The following is a 17995-nucleotide window of genomic DNA, read 5'->3' on the forward strand; positions in this document are numbered from 1 at the left end:
TCCATATAAACGCGGTCGCCATTGATGGCGACCGCGTAGATTAAAACGACCACCTCACGCCCGCGTTATAGCGCCAGCCTTTGGCGCCGTTGCCATCAATCTCTTTGCGGTAATCGGCTTCGGCGTACAGCGCAACGTCCTTATTCAGCGTGGCGCTGCCGCCTAAGCCAACATCCCACATCTGACCAAACTTCCCGCTCTCAAAGGTTTGGCTGCCTTCCGCATCCGCCGAATCAATTTTAGTTTTCGCGGTGCCACCCCAGCCTTTGTAGTAGTTGGCGCGAAGGTACGGCGTGTAGGCATTCTGGCTGGCGTCCAGCCAGGTGCGATCCAGACGCGCGCCGAGTCGGCCGATGGTTTGATCGTAATCGTTGTACGACACGCGCGTGCGATCGCGATCGGTGAAGCTGTCCATTTTCATCTGTAGCCAGGTGATTTGCGCCTGCGGTTCAAGTCGCACGCCGTTGGCGAAGGTAAACGGATAGCCCGATTCAACCGATGCCGTCCAGCCGTTACCTTTCGGTGATGCCACCTCTTTCTGCCGTGCAATGTCGGTTTCTCCGCGATACCAACCCCAACTCAGCGAGCCATCCAGGTAGAATCCGCTGTCGCGCAGCCAGGTGCCGTACAGAGAAATGCTGTCGCTGTCGAAGCTGGTGGAGCTGTAACCGTCGGCGGCGTGAGGGCGAATCCGCGTGTTACCGCGCGTATAGGCCACGCCGCCGCGCAGGCTGTCTTGCGGGCCGTCGGCGCGCAGCACGTTGCCGCCCAGTTGAACCGCGCTGTAATCCAAATCGAAGTCGTAGCCGTAATCGGCCAAACCGCGATTGCTTTGGTATTTCAGATTGGAGCCGAGATAGCGAATAAACATCTCGCCGCCCACTACATCGGGCGCGGTTTGCTGCTGACGCAGTTCGCCAAGACGTTTATGCAGATCGTCGGTCACCGCCAACGAGTAATAGGCCAAACCAACCGGCGCGGAGATGTAGGACGGCACCTGCGGCGTCACCGCCAGCCGCGCAGCACGCTGATTGCTGCCCGCTTGCGGCTGGCACAGCGAACCGTCTTCACAGACAAAGGTGTTAGCGAGTCGATAATCCCATGTGCCCGCTGTGGAATTACCCGGCGCGAAGCTGGCTAAGCCGTATTGCCACGGACCCGACGCCACATAGCCGCCCTTCAGCGCAAAGCTGGCGGCATTGGCGCTGCCGGTGACCTGCGCCAGCGACACACCTTCACTGGCGGCAATTACGCCGTCGTTATTGCTATCCAGCAGCGGACCGCCGACCAGCGTATCCTCGATCAAGGTGGTGCCAGAGACATTGCCGTTTACGCGCAGGTTGTCACTCTGCGTGGCGGTTGAGTTGAGCTTCAGGCTGCCGCCCGCCGACGCCAGTTCGCCATCAATGGTTAAAACATTGGCCGCCGCGTTGCCGCCGTTAGTGAGGTCCAGCGTACCGGCGTTATTCACCACCAGCGAATCATCGGTCGCGCCTTGCAGCAGCGGATTGATGTTATCGCCAGCATACAGCGTACTGCCGGCGTCGATATTGATGGTGCTGTGCGCGAGTTTGATGTTGTCGGTTAGCGTCCATTTGGTGGCGAAGAAGTTGAGCGTGCTCCAGCCCGCGCCGAGGTTGGTGCCTTTGCTGGCATCATCGCGGGCAAATGAGCCGCCGCGCGCGGTTAACTCACTCAGATTGAGCGTGCTACCTGCGCCGTTTTCGGTGGTGATGTGGCGGGTGTCGGCCAGGCTAACTTTCTGCACCGTCGCCTGATTCGCCGCGCCGTTGCCCATCGTCAGGCTGCCGTTCAGCGTGCCGCCGGTAACGATCAGTTCATCGCTGCCGTCGCCGGTATTTACATCACCGATCACCGAACCATCCAGCAATGCGATAACATTACTGCCAGCGCCGCCCGCCACCACCACTTGATCCGGGAATGGCGCGTTGATGGTTCCCTGATTGATGAACAGCGTTTGCCCACCGCGCAGATCAATCAGCGGCGACACGCGACTTTGTGAACTGATGGTTCCCTGATTGATCACCTGGTTGGCATTGCGGGTGACAATCGCCGAGCCGCCATCCGCATCGAGAATGTCGATCACGCCGCGAGAAATCACTCTTCCGTCGGTGTTAGCGCGAATGCCCGTACCTTCACCCGACACCACAATCGAGTAATCTTTACCCAGCACCAGACTGTTGGTGGTGCTGACCCCATCGACATTTTCGAAAAGGTAGCCTGTGCCGTTGCCAGCCACATTGATGCGCACTTTACCGTTGGGATCCAACGACGTCACTGAACGCACACCATTGCCGCCGTAAACATCCAACACCACGTTTTTCAGGGAGATATTGGTGCTTTCGGCAATATTGTTGATCGCGCTGCCGCTGCTGTAGCTGAGAATAGTGATGTCGTTAGCTTCAAAGCCGCGAGCACCAGGCTCCAGTCGCACTCCATCCGCACCGCCTCGCGCCTGAATGGTGCTTGCGTCCTGACCATCGCCAACAATATTTAGCCAGCCAGCGTTACCGACTCGTATCGCTGCGATCCCATCATCGACCTGCAACCGGCCTTTTATCGGCACGTATTGGTTATAGCCGCTGCCGACATCGACGCCGATGCCGGAAGCAATGAAGATGCTGCCACGGTTGGTCAAATGGCCGCCGTTGTAGATGCGCGCGCCGGTGCTATTGTAACCGGTGAAATTCACCGAGCCTTGCTGCTGATTGACGAGGTGCGCGCCTGAACTGACGTCAAACGCGGTAATATTGTCTGCGCTGCCGGTGATCGGTGCGGCGACGGATACTTGCGTTCCGCCGCCGCTAGCGATTGCCGCCGTGCTAAATTCACCGTGCATCGCAATGTTACTGGTGATGAACGCTTTTGCATTGTCGCTGGCACGCAGCACTGTGACATTTTTGCCCGTGGTGAAGTAACTATCGGTGCTGGACACCAACGCGCCCGGACCGCTGACATCGATGCCGGTGGTGCGGTTTCCATATAGCGCGACGCTGCCCGGCGTTGCGGCATCCAGCCTCGCACCATTAACGATCTCATACAACAGCGCATTGTCGGCTCCGACTTGAGTAACGCCGCCGTGGGTGATCAAGCGCGTTCCGGGATCGGCGGCACGAAAACCGAATTGGTTGGGATCGTGAAACTCCACGCTATTGCCATCTCCCAACTCCAACAAGCCGCCAGCAAATACCGATCCTGCCATCGCGTTAGGGCCGTAAAGGTTGATAGTGCCGCTTTGGTAGATCCGCGCCAGCTCATTAAAGGCCACCACACCTTTGCTGGTGAACAAGTTCATGCCATCGACGCTATAAACGTTCAACAAACCGTTGTTGAATACCTGCGTCAAGCTTTGCCCATCACCGTATTGCGGATCGCCATTGGCATATAGGCCGGTACTGTTGCCTGTCACGGTAATTACGCCACGGTTAAAGGCGAACGCGCCAGATTCCGCCCGAATCCCGGTGGTGTTTCTCCCGCCTAAAGTGATGTCGCCGGTGTTAATCAGTTGCGCCTGATTTTTGACGATCAGCGCTTCCTGATCGTTGGCAACACCGCTCAGTGGCGCATGGTTGACCAACAACGTATCGGGATTGAACTGGGTTGCTGGATTGATCGCTTCGCCTTGCAGCGTGTATTTGTTGCCGTCAGCAATAGCGGCCGTCGCGCCGACGCCAATCAATTTGATGCGCGCGTTGGCATCAATGGTGGCTTGCGCACCATCGGTAATTTCAATACCGCGCGCATACATGCCAGAAATATTGAACCTGCCGCCATTAGTATTCACGTCAGTATACTGGCCGCTGCCGTACACGCCGGTGGCGAAGCTGTTGGTCATCGACAGCGTGCGGCCTGTGCCATCGAAGTCTGCGCCATCCTCAACGCGGAAAATCGTGCCGCCGTAAACCGATGAGAGATAACTGCCGTTGGCGGGTAAATTGATTCTGGCGTTGGGACCAATGGCGTAGAAACTGATTTGTCGTCCGGTGAACAGACTTGAGCTGGGCACGGAAACGGGAATTGAATTGGCGCTGACATCAATGGCGGCACTGCCTTCCGCGCGAATACCAATCCCGTTGGTGCCGCCGAGGCGAATCGGCCCGGTAAGATTGGCGTAGGCGGTGCCGCCGGGATCGCCCTTCACCCAAACCGCCGTGTTATAGGATGTTCCGTAGCGATCGCCATCGCCGAGAACGTTAATCGCACCGCTGGAATATGCCTCGGAATCATTGCCATCACGTGCGATGACTTTAAGACCGGTGCTGTTGAAGCCATTCACATTGATGGCTCCGGCATTGATCACTTTGTTGCTAAGGCTGCCGGAATCGAGCACCAACATGCCAACGTTTTCTGCCGGATTGGGCTGCGCCTGGCCGTTGATATCAATCACGCCGTTGTTGATGGTAGTCGCGTGCGGAGCCAGTTCCACGCGCATGCCCGTGGCATTTTGTACTTTGGAGCCGATAACAATATGGCCGTTATTGATGGCGCTGGAATCAAGCAGTTGCGAGATGCCGTTGACGCCGCCGCTCATGTTGACCGCGACATCTTGCGTGGCATCATTTTTGCGATTTTGCGGTGAACGTCCGATGTAAATCGTGCCGTCTTTGGCGTTCACAAAGCTACCTTGCCCATCGCTGCTCGGCATCACGCCAGACGCTGAGCCACCGTTGGAAACGTCACTGACGCCGACATTGATATTACCGTGATTGACTACCTTGCTGTTGTAGGTGGTGATGCCCGCGCTGTATCCAGCACCGGGTTGCAGATTGATCACGCCACGATTGATAAATTTGCTGCCATACGCGGCGCTAACCGCGGTTCCGCCGTTGCCGATAGTGCTGAGATCCACGCCTTTGCCATCAGCGTTGTTAAGGAAGCCACTGTTGATGACGCCGTTATTAAATCCACGCGCGCCCTGTAGTAATTCCAAACCCGAACCGGTGCTGGAAAGCTTGCCGTTGATAATCGCTTTCGCGCCGTTGCTGGCGCGCATTACCGCGCTATCGCTGTTCACCACTTCGAGCGTTTTGCCACGATTGATTTTGACTGTCGCTTTTGGCCCATCAGCGCTGAGTACCACTTGATCGAATATCGGCAACGCCACTTCATCATCGTAATTGTTGGTGCTCATGCGATACACCACGCGGCCATCGCGCAGTTTAAAAGCTTTATTAAATTCGGTGTTGTAGTTTTCGGTAATGATGTTGCCGTTGGAGAGTTGACCAATCAGCCAGTCATTGTATTTGCGCAATTCGTAGAGATTAGTGACGTTGAATTGTGTGGTGCCACCATCGTAAGTGCCCACGCTAAATTCACCGGCATATTCCACCACGTTGTCGACATCATAAGCTAAACGATCGCCACCATACGGCGTGGTGCCCGCGGTAAAGGTGATGCGGTTGTTAGAATTCCAGTTCAAATTCCCTTTCTTACTGGCGGTAAATAACTGGCTTTGCTTCGCTGCCATTGACCAGCTATTACTGAAGGAATTGATTGCGGCATCGTGTTTACCAATATCGACGTTCAAGGTTCCGTTGCTGACTGACGCAACACGCGCATCGATATATTGTTTGTCATTAACATCAAAATAATCTGGTACGACGGTTTCGAGATTAACCGAAGGTAAATCAACCAGTTCCGCGCTATTAAACACCTGATAATTGTTATAGATATGATAATTGGGATCGAGAATGCCAATGGTGTAATTCTGCGGCCCAATTTGTAATCGTTCCGCACCAATGACGTTATCATTGATAATACGGCCAATCGACCGCAACTCGCCAATCGTAACGCTGCCCACGCCACTTTCACCGGGTGTAAAGCGCGGCAATCCGCTTAGGGTTTGCGTGCTGCCATTGCAAAGACAATAAGCGCCAACTTTATTGTCATTCACTTCAGGCGTGTAAGGTCTTAATATCGCAGCCGTTGTCGGCAACACAGGGAACATTACGCCTTGCGCGGCCACAAGGCTTAGTAACACCGGATTTAATTTAAACACGTTGTTTTCCTCATGCAGAGAAAAGACAAAACGCGCACGGTTTATTACCGCTGCGCTTTAGGTTTGTTTAAGTAATTGAATTATTTTGTTTCAGGTTTTTAATGTTTGAAATCGGATGAAATGAGTATCGACGCTTTGTCTGGGAAACGTCCAGTTTGAGTTAAGGAATTGTGAGATGGGAGAGAGGATTTAGGAATTTAGCTAAAAAGTGCAATATTAATGATGGTGCTAAAACAATCCTAACCTTACATAGAAGTAGTTAGAAAAGTTTCTTAAGACTGAAATTTTCATTGATTATCATAAGACCTAAAATGAGTCTCTGCTTGAAGAAAAGACTCATTTAATCTATTTAGTTCTCATATCCATCAAAGTTTGGAATTGTAGGAAATTCAGAATTAGCATACCTTCCAGAATATGGGGAACTAGTCTTCATTGAGCAACCAAATAAATATAACTGACCAATCTTACTAAAAAAAGGTATTTCAATACAGTATTTAGATAGATTAACTATTTCTAAGGTTATATGTCCTTCAAAACCTGGTTCAATTTGTCCATCGTTGCATGTTATCTGTACAAAAAGTCTAGCTAAACTTCCTTTGGTTTGTATTAATCCAAATACGTCATTCGGCAATTTGTAACGGTCATGGCTACATGCAAGTATCTGCTCACCAGGTTTAAGAGTAATGCTGCTTTTTTTATGGGAATCTTCATCAAAACAATATAAGTCGTCGATATCGTCATTAGAGTAGCCATAACGTATTATTTTATCTTGCCCTTCAGCCAGATCTCTTAATTTATAAATATTATTTGAAAGTCTGACTTGTAAGCAAAAAGTTTCAACTAAATTTTTATTGGCACAAATAGATTCCTCGGTAACAAGTGACTTAAGATTATCATCAATTATCAACATTATCATTATCTCCCTTAATGCCACTTTTCAACTGCAGTGCAGAATTTTCTATAGGTTTTTCTTTATGAAATACGCCATAACCAGTAAAAACGAGTGATAATAATGCGATGAGCATCATAACAAAACTTGGGCCATATGACACCCATTGTTGTTTACATATATTCCACATCCTTTTAATACGGCCTTTTTTAGGCATATTTGTACTTTCTGAGTTTGTGGCTTCTATAAAATCTGGTGTATGAGCGGTTTGAAAAAAAATGGCTGAAGCAATTTTCTGTCCTTTCTTTAACTCTACTTTTTTTGTAGAGTAATTTACCAGCCTCAACTTTAGAACTCCAGAATAACCAGGTTCAATTTTGGCGCTTGGTGATTGAATACCATCCTGTAGGAAAATGCTTCCAGTAGACATAACCATCCCAAACCAGTTGTTGGGTATTTTCATAGATTCTTTAACGGTAACAACAACAGATGTCCTAGGTGCTATCGTAATATGTTCATTTTCTATTAAAAACAGGCCCTTATCATTATATGAGTAATTCTCATTCCATGAATTACCCAAAGTTAAATCCAATGAAAACTCATCAATTGGAATTTCAGTTTTGTCTTTTTTATTTTTCTCATCATCATAGCAAAGATATAACTTACTATTATAAGACTTTTTATTTTTCTCAAAAACTCCATTATTACTAGTTACTCTATCTTTCAAGTGAATAACGCTCATTTATATTTGTCTCTCGCTCTTATTTTGCGACACTCGACCACCATTCCATTGGCCGGCATAAGGATTTGAATTACCCTTTACAGAATAAAATACAGCTGTTGAAAAGCGAGCATGCTTTTCAAGAAAGAAAGGTTTTTTTCCAAAATTAGTCAAATTAAAAAGCATTGGCCCCACATATCCATGAGAAAGAATGCTGGATTGAAATATGACCCCACTTCGAAAGAGAGTGCTTCTTGGGAAAAATTGGCAGCTAATCTCTTCTGGTAAGTTAAAGACCTCAACAGTTTCAACTAGATACGACATTCCTGATTGCAACTCAAAAACACCATCTTTACTGGGACGCAATTCTTTTGAAGATGGTGTTTTTCTAAACTCTTTGCCTAAGAAAGCAATTTCATCACCGATCAAATAAACTGCCCGAGCGGACAGATCAATACCCACTCCTTCAGAGTTCTCAACTTCACGCTTATTAACATTGCTAATAATTCCTTTAGCAATGAATTCAGATAAATGAGACTTAATCGATAAAATCATAATTAAAATTCTGCAACATAAAAAATTAAAGAGCTATTATAACATAATCTAATAGTAAATGTTAACAACATTATTAATGTTACTTGATCGCATTAAAATACACATTAAAATTTAGTGATTATTTTATTGCATTTTATAGCCTTGCCCACAAGCTTATAAAACACGTATTATTTATTTTAATTCAAAGGCCAAGCCGCCAATCCCTTTATCTCCTTCAACACAAACATACTCTGCATCTCCTTTATGCCCGGCAATCTGCGAATAACCGACATAGCAAACTCCGCATACGCATCCATATCCGCGGCCACCACCTGTAATAAGAAATCCGCATCGCCGCCGATGCTGTAACAGGAAACCACATTATCCAGTGCCATGACTTTTTGTTCGAATTTGCGCGCTTCGGCTTCGCTGTGGCTATCAATAGTTACGCGTACAAACACCATCACATTAAGGCCAATCTTTTTTCGATTAAGTACCGCGCGATAGCCCTGAATCACTTCGTCTTCTTCCAGCTTGCGCACTTTGCGCCAGGTTGGCGATGCGGAGAGGCCAATTTCGTCGGCGAGATGTTGGTTGGTGATGCGCGCATCCTGCTGCAAATGCTGAAGGATTTTGATATCTGTCTTGCTTAAGCTCATAAGTGGATAATCCTTTCCATAGATTGGCGATTAAGGGATTTTTTATCCTTAATCAGTTCCTTTTGCAACGTATTCAGAAAGCACTTTCCTTTGGGGTTGCGGCATACTTTTTGTCTGGTGATTACCGACAGAGTCATTGCGCGGATGTGGCCATGTCGCCATGAATGGCGACCCTACGGCGCACGCATTTATGCGCGGCGCGTACCTATAACCCACTCAAAGTGAAGCCTGAATCATGGATTTCGACGCAAACACCCATCGCTGCACCATCGTGATTGATCAGCAACTGCCCGCCGGATTGGCGATGAACGCTTCAAGCGTTATCGGCATTAGTTTTGGAAAATTGATAGGAAATTTGGTGGGGCCGGATCAGCAAAGCCAGGATGGCGTGAATTATCCCGGCGTCATCTACGCGCCGCTGCCGGTGTTATTAGCTGACGGCAATTACCTGCGCGAGTTGCAGCAAATCAGCGGCGCGGATAGCGAGATCTTTGCGATGCCGTTCAGCGCGCTGGCGCAATCCTGCAAAACTTACGAGGAATATGGCGAGCGTATTACTGACGCGCACAGCGGTCAGATTGAGTTGGTGGCGATCGGTTTGATCGGCCCAAAGAAAAAAATTACCCGCTTAACCGGCAATCTGAAACTTTATCGCTAAACATCCTCTTCAGCGGCGAACCACGCGGGCGGTTGGCCAACGTAGCGACTGAATGCCACGCTGAAAGCGCTGGCGGATCGATAGCCGACGCGCTCGGCCACTTCTGCCACCGCCATGCTTTTGCCGCGCAGCAGATTTTTCGCCAGCGCCATGCGCCACGTCAGCAGGTAGACCATCGGCGCCACACCAACGGCTTCGCGGAAGCGCACAAAGAATGATGAACGTGACAGCGCGGCGGCTTTCGCCAGTTCGACCACCGTCCAGCTGTGTGCCGGGTTGGCATGTATCGCGCGGATTGCCGCCGCCAGTCGTTCGTCGGCTAACCCGCTCATCACACCAGGACACGCATTGCAGATCGGCATCGACCGCAGCGCTTCAATTAATAGCAGCTCCAGTAAACGTTCCAGCACCACGTGACGCGCCGGACGCTGCGCGCGGCACTCGTCCATCACCAATTCCACCAGCGTGGTCAGGCGCGATTCGCCGCGCACGTGAATAAACTGCGGCAGCAGCGAGACAATCAACCCGGCATCGGGCGCGCCGAACTGGCAATAGCCAATCAATGTTTGTACGTCGGCGGGCTGCTGTTGATCGCCAATCCAGAATTCGCCGGGCGCGAGCATCTGTGGCGTGGTTTCGGGCGCATCGTCGGCGGGCGGTTCGGCACTGGTCATGCAAAATTCCCACGCCGCCGGGATCAACACAAAATCGCCCTGCTCCAGCGTGATCGGCGCATGCCCTTTCATCTTCAGCTGGCTGCGACCTTCCAGCACCAGACAATAAAACGGCTGACCGGTTTCACTGCGCTGCACGCGCCAGCGGCCATTAGCACGCGCGCGTTTGGAAAACGCCGCTTGCGGCTGCAGCAGCGACACCATTTCCGCTAAGGGATCGATCATTTGGACTCCTGCAAATGAAAGCTGGACTTTGCGTTGTAGTGAGTCCAGTTGGTTGACTCTATAGTGATCGTCTACCCCAATGCAATGCAGGAGTGAAAGATGAAAACGATTCTAATCACCGGCTGTTCTTCCGGCTTTGGTCACGCCACCGCGCTCTATTTTCTGGAACGTGGCTGGAAAGTGATCGCCACCATGCGCACTCCGCGCGCCGACTTATTCACGGCGTCGGAAAATCTGCGTCTGCTGCCATTGGACGTCAGCGATGCCGCCAGCATCGAAAGTGCCGTCGCTGCGGCGGGCGATATCGATGTGCTGGTGAATAACGCCGGGATTGGCGTGCTGTCATCTCTGGAAGGCACGCCGATGTCGACGGTGCGCGACGTGTTTGAGACTAACACGCTCGGTACCATCGCACTGACGCAGGCTGTGCTGCCACAATTTCGCGCGAAGCAAAGTGGCACGGTGATCAACGTCACCTCGACGGTGACGCTGAAATCGCTGCCGCTGCTGGCGGTTTACACCGGAAGCAAAGCGGCGGTGAACGCCTTTACTGAATCGCTGGCTTTGGAGTTGCAGCCGTTCAATATCAAGGTGCGTCTGGTGCTGCCGGGTTTGGCGCCCACCACCGATTTTGGCAAGAACGCCATGCCGCGCATGGAGAACACCCAGCTTGAGCCGTATCAGCCGCTGTTAGATGGCGTGTTCAGCGCGATGCAGCAGCCGCAACCAACCACCAAAGCGCTGGATGTGGCCGAAGCGGTGTGGCGCGCGGCGACCGATCCGCATGCTCCGATGCGCATTCCCGCCGGTGAAGATGCGGTGGCGCTGGCGAACGAGGTGGGTTAACTGTGAATTTCGGCGACTGCCATGGTGAAAATCAGCGGCAGTTCGCCGAGGTTCGCATAACTGTGCGGCGCAGCGGTTTTCGCCACCGCTGAACTGCCGCGCGGCACCTGCAACTGCTGTTCATCAACCTTCAGCGTGAGTTCGCCCTGCTCGACATGCATCAGTTCGTAAGTGCGCTGCGGATGGCCCGGCGAGGCAAACTGTTCGCCGGGAAACATCGTCCAACGCCACAGCTCGATCATATCCGGCCCTTGGGTTCCCGCCAGCAAACGCGCCGTGCCGCCCTTGTCGCCTTGCCACAGCACCGGAATGTCCTCTTCAGCGACCAGATGCGCGAGCGGATCGGCGGTAACATTCACAATATCGGCCACCGATATTCCCAGCGCAGCCGCCACTTTGCACAGAATGGCGATACTGGGATTTGCGCTACCTTTCTCAATCTCAACTAACATGCCTTTACTGACGCCCGCACGGCGTGACAACTCATCCAGCGACAGTTTTTGCCGTTGGCGGAAGCTTTTCACGCTGGCTGAAACGGCGGCGCTGACGTAGTCGATATCAGAACCTGTTTCGGTCAATTTATTGACTTTCGTCTTCATCGGTCACTATCATGGAATAAATTAGTCATTACAGGATTATGTTATGTTCGCCTTTAGCCCGTCAATCGATCCTTCCGTTTCTGCCTTAGCGCCTGACTTTACCGCGCTCAGCATTTTAGTTCAGGCTGCGCCAGTGGAGCGTCCGCACGTTGGTGAAGAAGCCTTAGCGCAAGCGTGTCGCGACATGTTGCAGGATGACTTTCCGTGGGCAGAAGCACATCTGATGCAATGGGCTGAGATGTTCAAACGCTTTGGCGCTAAACCGAAGCGTACGCCTTGCTCGGCAGATGCGCTGCGCAAGCGCGTGCAGCGCGACGGAAATATGGCGGCCATTGATCCGATCGTTGATCTCTACAATGCGGTAAGCATTCGTTTCGCCATTCCGGTCGGCGGTGAGAATGTGGCCGCTTACGTGGGCAACCCGCGGCTGACGCGCGCCGATGGCAGCGAACCGTTCGATGTCTATAAAGAAGGCGTGTTGAGCCATGAATCTCCAGAACCTGGCGAAGTGGTATGGCGGGATGACGCAGGCGTAACCTGTCGGCGCTGGAACTGGCGACAAGGCGTGCGCACGCGTCTCAGTATTGAGCAAGCGCAGATGTGGTTTGTGCTGGAACGTTTACCGGCGATGCCGCTCGAATCACTGCAACAAGCGGGCGATATGCTGGAGCACGGTATTCTGCAGATTATGCCTGGCGCTACTGTCGAACGCCGTTTGCTTGGCAATATCAATAGCTAACCGCTATGTTGTCACTCTCGCCCGCCCACCTTTAGGATTCGAAATGCACATCAACCTGCTGGCGCAGCAGCCACAGTTATTTGATGCAGTAACGCAAATGCTGCATCGCGAATGGTCGGATTTCCCCAACTGGCGTGATGCGGCGGTGATTCAGCAGCGTTTGCAGGCGCGCAATCAAGCGGAGGCAAAAACGCTAACGCTGGTTGCCACCACATCCGATGGCGAATTGATGGCCACCGCCAGCATTATTCATTACGAATTGGGTGATAGCGTCGATCGCGAGTTTTGGCTCGGCGAAGTGATTACTGCAGCTGAACATCGCGGTAAAGGGTTGGCGAGTACTTTGGTGACGCGCTTGATTACTGAAGCGCGTCTGCGTGGGATTGCCGCGCTGTGGCTGTATACGCCGGATCAACAAGCGCTTTATCGCCGCTTCGGCTGGCAGGATGTGGAGCAGCGCGTAATGGCTGATGAAGAAGTTACGGTGATGGTGCTTAAAATCGTTTAAGGAGAAACAGATGCTGATGCGTAAAAACTATCCGCAATTGGGTGAAGTCAAAGCGCCTTACGTGCATGCGGTAAAGCACAATGAAACCTTGTATGTTTCTGGCCTGACCGCCTTTGGTACGCCAGCGCAGCAATCCGATATCGCTTCGCAAACAGAAGCCATTTTCCAGCAGTTGCATACCATCGCGGCTGAGGAAAAGAGTTCGCTGGAAAAGCTGATCAAGGTGACGATTTTCATCACCTCATTTGATGAGATCACTGCCATACGCGCCGTACTGTTTAAGCATTATGGCGATCATCTGCCCGCCAGTTCGCTGGTACAAATCAGTCAACTTTTCTCGCCGGATTTGAAAATTGAGATCGAGGCGATTATCGCGCTGTAGCCAATGCTTTTAGCGCCGCCAATCCATCGCGTGCAATCCAGGTGCGCAGCGGCGCAAACAGCGGTTGCGGCAGATCTTCAGGCGCAAACCATTGCCAGCCGTGGCACTTTTCAGGCTCCATCAACTGCGGTTCACCGATAGCATCCTGCGCCACCATCAGCAGCGTGATGTAGTGCTTGTTGACGTCGGGAAACACATCGCTAATGAACGCGCCGTTTTGCAGTTCACCAAGCTGTAGGCCGGTTTCTTCCAGCACTTCACGACGTGCGCAAGACTCCGGCGATTCGCCAAACTCCAGATGCCCGCCCGGCGCAGACCAGTCGCCCGCGCCGTGGCTGCCTTTGCGTTGTCCTAATAACAGCTTCCCGCCGCGGAAAATTAAAACGCCGATTCCCACTTGTGGTGACATAGTTGCTCCTTGTTTTGCCAGGTCGTCATAAATGACGACCCTACGATCCAATGGGTTGATAACCTTGCCATTCAGGGCGGAACGGTTCGCCATTGGCGTCTGGCGTAAGATGGATGTAGAGATCGCCCACCTTCTCAAGCAGCAAACAATCATCCACATCTTTGAGATTGTCTTTGTGTTGATGATCTGCGCCGGGCAGCAAGTTCGCTAAGCCTTTGGCTTTGGCCTCTTTGACGTTTTCCGCCACAAACAGATCGAACGCATGCAGTTCCGCCAGCGTCGAAGGATGGTAAGCACCGGCATTGACAAAGAAAAGCTTTTTACTGCCCGTTGCCGGTTCTGCCGACAGAGAAACGCGATAACCATCGGCCCAGGTCACGCGCGCATAGCCATCGACGTGGATTTTATCGGCATCGCCAAACCAGGCTTCACGCAATGCGGGCCAGGCGTCTTGCGGTTTTTCAGCGGCAACGAATTGGATGTCGTGCACTTCGATGTTGGATTTTCCGGCATTACCGCCAACGTAAAAGATGAACAGGTTCACGTAGTCATTTCCTTTTGTTGAACAAAGAAGAGCGTGCGAAGCGTTATAAAACAACATACATAACGAGACAACCTTTTCATGCCGCAACAATGCCGGTTATCTATGCGGTTTAAAGCGCAGCGCCATCACCATCAGCAGCACAATACCCACGCTCATGATTACCCACGCGCTATCCAGTGAAGCGGCGCGGTCGCGCACGATACCGGCGATCAGCGGCATCAACGCCGCCAGCAAGTAGCCGCCACCCTGTACAAAGGATAGCAATGCGCCCGCTTCTTCCGGGGTGTGCGCGTGATCGAGCGTAACGATCAGCGAGAGGGGAAATAGCGCGCCAATGCCCAATCCCAGCAGCAAAGTCGGCAGCCATGCCTGCGCGCCGCCCAGCGTTAGCAAACTGATCAAACCCAGCAGAATCAGGGTTAACACCACCAGCAACGGACGGCGACGATCGCGGAAGCGATGGATCAGCGCCGACAGCACAAAGCCCGCAGCCACTTCCGTCAGCGTCAGCGCGCCCAGCACGTAGCCGCTCTGCTCCGGTCGCCAGCCGTGCTGCATATAAAACGGCGGCAGCCACGCCAGCACTAAGGTGTACGCGCCGGTGCCGATGCCAAAGAAGATCATCAACAGCCAGGCACGCGTTGAGCGAGCGGCACGTGGAGGTTGAGTGCTTTGTATCGGCGCGATGCCGCGTGAAATCGTCAGCCACAACAACAGCGCGATGATTGCGGGCACGACCGGAATCGCCAGTGTTAACGCCAAACCTTGCGCATTGGCTAACGGCGCGGCGCTGGCGGCGGCAATCGCTGCACCCGCCATAATCCCGGTGGTGAACAGCGCCATTAGCGTGCCTGCTTTTGCACCGAAGTGACGTTTGATCTGCGCGGGCATTAAAGCCTGAATTAAACCTATTCCGCTGCCCGCGACCAGCGCACTGATAATTAACATGGTGGCGGATTGTTCGAATCCACGCGCAATGCTCGCCAGCGCCAGCAACAGCAATCCGGCAGCGATACCACGCACTTCGCCAAGCCGGCGCAACAGCAGCGGACCGGCTAACGCCGCTAATCCCATCATGATCACCGGCAATGTGGTGAGCAGGCTAAGCTGCGTGGCGTTGAGCTGGGCATCGCGCTGCAGTAGCGGAAACAGCGGCCCCATCGCCGCCATAATCGGCCGCAAATTCAGTGCGATAATAAAAACCAGTAAGGCAAACATCCCAACCGCAGGTAAAGTACGATTCACTTTGCATCTCCTTGCACATTAAAAGTATCTTAACGTTAAGATACTTTCCGAAGCAGCAATAGCCCATGCGCACAAAGCAACAAATTGGGATGCGATGTGGTCGCCATAAATGGCGCGTTTTTCGGTCACCATGAATGGCGACCCTACAAAGGATTAGCGCGTTTTTCGGTCGCCATAAATGGCGACCCTACAAAAGATTGGCGCGTTTTTCGTAGGGTGCGCATTCATGCGCACCTTCTCACATGAAACTCAGGAGTTAGCCGTTTGACCGATCATGTTGATTTTGTGGTGCAACAGTGGGCCAGCGCGATGCCGGAGTTGGATGCGTCGTCAATGGCGGTTTTTGGCCGCATGCTGCGCATCATGAAACATCTGGCGAAAACCCGCGCTGAAGCGCTGGCACCGTTTGGCTTTCGCGATGGCGAATTTGATGTGCTCGCGACGCTGCGACGCGCAGGCGCACCCTATCGCTTATCGCCGACGCAGCTGTATAAATCGTTGCTGGTGACATCGGGCGCAATGACCAATCGGCTCAATCGGCTGGAAGAAGTGGGTTCGATTGTGCGCGTTGCCGATCCCGAGGATAAGCGCAGCATGCTGGTGGCGCTCACCGATGAAGGCTTAGCAAAGATCGAGCAAGCACTGCTGGTGCATACGCAAACGCAAAACAGCCTGCTGGCAACGCTGGATGCCCCGCAGCAAGCGCAGTTGAAAACCTTGCTAAGTCAGTTATTGGTGGCAACTGAAGCGGAAAAGTAAAAACGCTGTTGCTGATGCGTCAAAATATGAATTAATTCAGCACATTTTCCCTTAAAGTAGTCGTCCCGCCAGGCATTTTTACGGACTAGAGATGAGCAATAAATACGCCCCATCGCAGATTTTTCTTCATTGGTTGACCTTCCTGTTGGTCGTCACTGCGTATTGCACCATGGAATTTCGTGGATTGGCGACGCGCGGTTCGTGGCAAGGCTTTGCGATGATCATTGGTCACTTCAGCGCAGGAAGTTGTGTGCTGGTAATTATGCTGTCACGCATCCTGCTGCGTTTTCGCCATCGCAGCCCGGCGATTGTGCCCAAGCCGCCGCATTGGCAAACCGGCCTGGCGCATCTGATGCATCTGGCGATCTACGTGTTTTTCATCGTCTTACCGACGCTGGGGATTCTGTCGCGTTTCTATATGGGACGAACCTGGTGGATTTTCGGCATTCCGATGCCGGTAAGCGGCGATCCGGATCCGGATTTTGCCGACACGATTGCAGGCTGGCATGAAACCCTCGCGCCTTATGGTTACTGGCTGATCGGCATTCACGCCGTTGCCGCGCTGGCGCACCATTATCTGTTCAAAGACAACACCTTAGTGCGCATGATGCCATCGCGTCGATCACGTTAATACTTCTTTTTCCGCCCGGTGATCGCACTTGCCGGGCGGCCAAAATAGCGCTGGAACGCCACGCTGAAATTACGTGGATGTTGATAGCCAACCTGCCACGCTGCCTGCGCAACCTGAAATCCTTGCTCCAGCAAGGTGTGCGCGTGCTCCATACGCATTTGCAACAGCATCGCGCCTGGCGTGCAGCGAAAATGCTGCTGAAAGCCCTTCTTCAACTGGTAATCACTTAATCCCACGGCTGTGGCTAATGTTGATAAAGCAAAGGGTTGCGACAGATGTTTGCACATCCATTCACGCGCCTGCTCCAGACGCTGCACGGTATGCGGATGCAACCTTGTCACATCGCTGCATTGCAGCTGTAGTTGATGCCGATGCAGCGCCAACAGGCTTAGCGCCTGAATCTCCAGCATCAACGGATCGTCATTAATCTGCGCAAGTTGTGCCACCGTGGCGTGACCAAAACGGCTGAAAAGATGACGTTTAAGCTGCGGCTGGAACAGTCGTTCAGCCTGCTCATCGCCAAAATAGTGGCTAGCGCTGGCGACATTAAGAATCAAACGCAACTGCTGCACGCGTTCGCCTGCGCGATATAGCCGCTCGCCCGCGCTGTGCTGAAAGCTGGTGACGGTAAGGTGTCCGGCGCTAAAGGCAACTTCGTGACCACTGCCAGCGCGGAAACGCGATTCTCCGCTCAGACCAAAGGTCAGCACCAACTGCGGCTGGAGATGTACGGCTTGCGACGATTCGGTCAGCGCCGCCAACGGGCGATAATCTGATTGCACCAGCCGCATACCACGCGCCAAATCCAGCTGGCGCACGCGCAGATCGCCCAGTTGCGGCGTATGTTGCCGCCAGTGCAGCATTCTGTTTTGCATCCCATCATCCTCGCGCAGAGTTAATCCGCCGTATCGCAGACAAATGAGAATAAATTGCATTTGAGTGAAAGGCTAGTCT

Annotated in this window: 18 protein-coding genes; 7 read left to right on the forward strand and 11 right to left on the reverse strand. The window is 52.5% G+C overall.

Annotated elements, in window-relative coordinates; translation table 11 throughout:
- Positions 1–40: 40 nt before the first annotated feature.
- From ACXIZX_RS22385 to ACXIZX_RS22405, 5 genes are all read right to left on the reverse strand, one after another.
- Positions 41–6019, reverse strand: coding sequence for an autotransporter outer membrane beta-barrel domain-containing protein (locus ACXIZX_RS22385; RefSeq protein ID WP_479405075.1), 5979 nt, complete (start codon positions 6017–6019; stop codon positions 41–43).
- Positions 6020–6368: 349 nt separating this feature from the next.
- Positions 6369–6929 carry a dCTP deaminase gene (locus tag ACXIZX_RS22390; protein ID WP_479405076.1) on the reverse strand — a complete coding sequence of 187 codons (561 nt, stop codon included), beginning with the start codon at positions 6927–6929 and terminating at the stop codon, positions 6369–6371.
- Positions 6916–7650, reverse strand: coding sequence for a dCTP deaminase domain-containing protein (locus ACXIZX_RS22395; protein WP_479405077.1), 735 nt, complete (start codon positions 7648–7650; stop codon positions 6916–6918). The genes ACXIZX_RS22390 and ACXIZX_RS22395 overlap by 14 nt, the downstream gene beginning before the upstream one ends.
- Positions 7651–8184 (reverse strand): dCTP deaminase domain-containing protein, encoded by a 534-nt coding sequence (locus ACXIZX_RS22400; protein WP_479405078.1) that lies wholly within the window; start codon positions 8182–8184, stop codon positions 7651–7653.
- A 176-nt stretch (positions 8185–8360) separates the two neighbouring features.
- Complete coding sequence (locus ACXIZX_RS22405) at positions 8361–8822, reverse strand: Lrp/AsnC family transcriptional regulator (protein WP_479405079.1); 462 nt, start codon at positions 8820–8822, stop codon at positions 8361–8363.
- Positions 8823–9057: 235 nt separating this feature from the next.
- Between ACXIZX_RS22405 and ACXIZX_RS22410 the strand changes: the two genes are divergently transcribed.
- Positions 9058–9480 carry a DUF2000 domain-containing protein gene (locus ACXIZX_RS22410; protein WP_479405080.1) on the forward strand — a complete coding sequence of 141 codons (423 nt, stop codon included), beginning with the start codon at positions 9058–9060 and terminating at the stop codon, positions 9478–9480.
- Here the strand turns inward: ACXIZX_RS22410 and ACXIZX_RS22415 are convergent.
- Positions 9477–10379: a cupin domain-containing protein gene (locus ACXIZX_RS22415; RefSeq protein WP_479405081.1), complete on the reverse strand. Its 903-nt coding sequence runs from the start codon at positions 10377–10379 to the stop codon at positions 9477–9479. The genes ACXIZX_RS22410 and ACXIZX_RS22415 overlap by 4 nt on opposite strands.
- A 99-nt stretch (positions 10380–10478) precedes the next feature.
- Here ACXIZX_RS22415 and ACXIZX_RS22420 point away from each other — a divergent pair, with 99 nt between their 5' ends.
- Positions 10479–11225: an SDR family oxidoreductase gene (locus ACXIZX_RS22420; RefSeq protein ID WP_479405082.1), complete on the forward strand. Its 747-nt coding sequence runs from the start codon at positions 10479–10481 to the stop codon at positions 11223–11225.
- On the opposite strand, the gene ACXIZX_RS22425 is transcribed toward ACXIZX_RS22420, so the two are convergent.
- Entirely contained in the window at positions 11222–11824 is a 603-nt protein-coding gene (locus ACXIZX_RS22425; RefSeq protein ID WP_179452678.1) for a helix-turn-helix domain-containing protein, read from the reverse strand. The genes ACXIZX_RS22420 and ACXIZX_RS22425 overlap by 4 nt on opposite strands.
- 43 nt (positions 11825–11867) lie before the next feature.
- Between ACXIZX_RS22425 and ACXIZX_RS22430 the strand changes: the two genes are divergently transcribed.
- Genes ACXIZX_RS22430 through ACXIZX_RS22440 form a run of 3 tightly spaced genes read left to right on the forward strand, consistent with a single transcriptional unit; the run spans position 11868 to position 13453 of the window.
- Positions 11868–12563 carry a B3/B4 domain-containing protein gene (locus ACXIZX_RS22430; RefSeq protein ID WP_179452679.1) on the forward strand — a complete coding sequence of 232 codons (696 nt, stop codon included), beginning with the start codon at positions 11868–11870 and terminating at the stop codon, positions 12561–12563.
- Between the two features lie 43 nt (positions 12564–12606).
- On the forward strand, positions 12607–13071 hold the full coding sequence (locus tag ACXIZX_RS22435) for a GNAT family N-acetyltransferase (RefSeq protein WP_179452680.1): 465 nt from the start codon (positions 12607–12609) through the stop codon (positions 13069–13071).
- A gap of 10 nt (positions 13072–13081) precedes the next feature.
- The gene (locus ACXIZX_RS22440; RefSeq protein ID WP_179452681.1) at positions 13082–13453 is read left to right on the forward strand and encodes a RidA family protein; all 372 of its coding nucleotides are present in this window, start codon (positions 13082–13084) and stop codon (positions 13451–13453) included.
- Here ACXIZX_RS22440 and ACXIZX_RS22445 read toward each other — a convergent pair.
- The 3 genes from ACXIZX_RS22445 to ACXIZX_RS22455 all read right to left on the reverse strand — a co-directional run bounded on the left by ACXIZX_RS22445 (position 13440) and on the right by ACXIZX_RS22455 (position 15651).
- Positions 13440–13862 carry a nucleotide triphosphate diphosphatase NUDT15 gene (locus ACXIZX_RS22445; RefSeq protein ID WP_179452682.1) on the reverse strand — a complete coding sequence of 141 codons (423 nt, stop codon included), beginning with the start codon at positions 13860–13862 and terminating at the stop codon, positions 13440–13442. The genes ACXIZX_RS22440 and ACXIZX_RS22445 overlap by 14 nt on opposite strands.
- A 40-nt stretch (positions 13863–13902) precedes the next feature.
- The gene (locus ACXIZX_RS22450; RefSeq protein WP_179452683.1) at positions 13903–14406 is read right to left on the reverse strand and encodes a DUF1543 domain-containing protein; all 504 of its coding nucleotides are present in this window, start codon (positions 14404–14406) and stop codon (positions 13903–13905) included.
- Positions 14407–14502: 96 nt separating this feature from the next.
- Positions 14503–15651: an MFS transporter gene (locus tag ACXIZX_RS22455; RefSeq protein WP_479405083.1), complete on the reverse strand. Its 1149-nt coding sequence runs from the start codon at positions 15649–15651 to the stop codon at positions 14503–14505.
- Positions 15652–15915: 264 nt separating this feature from the next.
- On the opposite strand from ACXIZX_RS22455, the gene ACXIZX_RS22460 reads away from it, so the two are divergent.
- Both ACXIZX_RS22460 and cybB read left to right on the forward strand, forming a co-directional pair.
- Positions 15916–16410, forward strand: a complete 495-nt coding sequence (locus ACXIZX_RS22460) for a MarR family winged helix-turn-helix transcriptional regulator (RefSeq protein ID WP_479405084.1) — start codon at positions 15916–15918, stop codon at positions 16408–16410.
- Between the two features lie 91 nt (positions 16411–16501).
- Positions 16502–17041: a cytochrome b561 gene (cybB, locus tag ACXIZX_RS22465; RefSeq protein WP_179452685.1), complete on the forward strand. Its 540-nt coding sequence runs from the start codon at positions 16502–16504 to the stop codon at positions 17039–17041.
- On the opposite strand, the gene ACXIZX_RS22470 is transcribed toward cybB, so the two are convergent.
- Positions 17038–17916 carry an AraC family transcriptional regulator gene (locus ACXIZX_RS22470; RefSeq protein WP_008108770.1) on the reverse strand — a complete coding sequence of 293 codons (879 nt, stop codon included), beginning with the start codon at positions 17914–17916 and terminating at the stop codon, positions 17038–17040. The genes cybB and ACXIZX_RS22470 overlap by 4 nt on opposite strands.
- Positions 17917–17995 lie beyond the last annotated feature (79 nt).

This window comes from Candidatus Pantoea symbiotica, assembly GCF_056491525.1.